Origin of the sequence: Microbacterium sp. Leaf351, from assembly GCF_001423825.1 — a bacterium.
Taxonomy (GTDB): Bacteria; Actinomycetota; Actinomycetes; order Actinomycetales; family Microbacteriaceae; genus Microbacterium; species Microbacterium ginsengisoli.
On the sequence record NZ_LMPK01000012.1, the window covers coordinates 52,457 to 53,099 of the forward strand.

Consider the following 643-nt stretch of genomic DNA (forward strand, 5'->3'; position numbering starts at 1 on the left):
CCGCCGTGATCGTGCTGCTCGAGCAGCACCGCCGCCGGCACGGCCGGATCACGCTGGGCGCCGGGCGGAGTCTGGGCGTGTACCTGCTGTGGTACGGGGCGGGGCGGGCGGTGCTGGAGTCCATCCGGCTGGATCCCACCGAGCTGCTCGCCGGCGGGCTGAAAGCGAACGTGCTCACCGCCCTGGTGGCCGCCGTACTGGGGGTCGGGCTGCTCGCCCACGCCTCCTGGCGCGCCCGCCGCCGCGCACCCGTCCGGGGGAGGGGGGATGCGCGTGTCGATCCGCAATGAGCAGGCCCCGCAGCTGCCCGCCGATCACGTCGACCGGCCGGTGGAGGAGCGCACGAATCCGCGCCTGAGCGTGTCGGGGTGGGCGCGGTGGGCGTGGCGGCAGCTGACCAGCATGCGCACCGCCCTGGTGTTGTTGCTGCTGCTCGCGGTGGCCGCGATCCCCGGGTCGTTGATCCCGCAACGCTCCTCCGACCCGAACGGGGTGATCCAGTTCGACAAGACCAACCCGGGCTGGATGTGGGCGGTGGACCTGCTGCAGCTGCACGACGTGTTCGGGTCGGTGTGGTTCTCCGCGATCTACCTGCTGTTGTTCGCGTCGCTGATCGGCTGCGTCATCCCCCGCATCCGCCACC

2 protein-coding genes are annotated in these 643 nt (G+C 72.3%); both read left to right on the forward strand.

Going from position 1 to position 643, the window contains the following annotated elements; genetic code table 11:
* On the forward strand, positions 1-290 hold a 290-nt coding region (locus tag ASG00_RS17050; RefSeq protein WP_235559161.1), incomplete at its 5' end, for a prolipoprotein diacylglyceryl transferase family protein.
* Positions 268-643: cytochrome c biogenesis protein ResB (locus ASG00_RS17055; protein ID WP_442922604.1), on the forward strand; the 376-nt coding region annotated here is incomplete at its 3' end. The genes ASG00_RS17050 and ASG00_RS17055, both read left to right, overlap by 23 nt.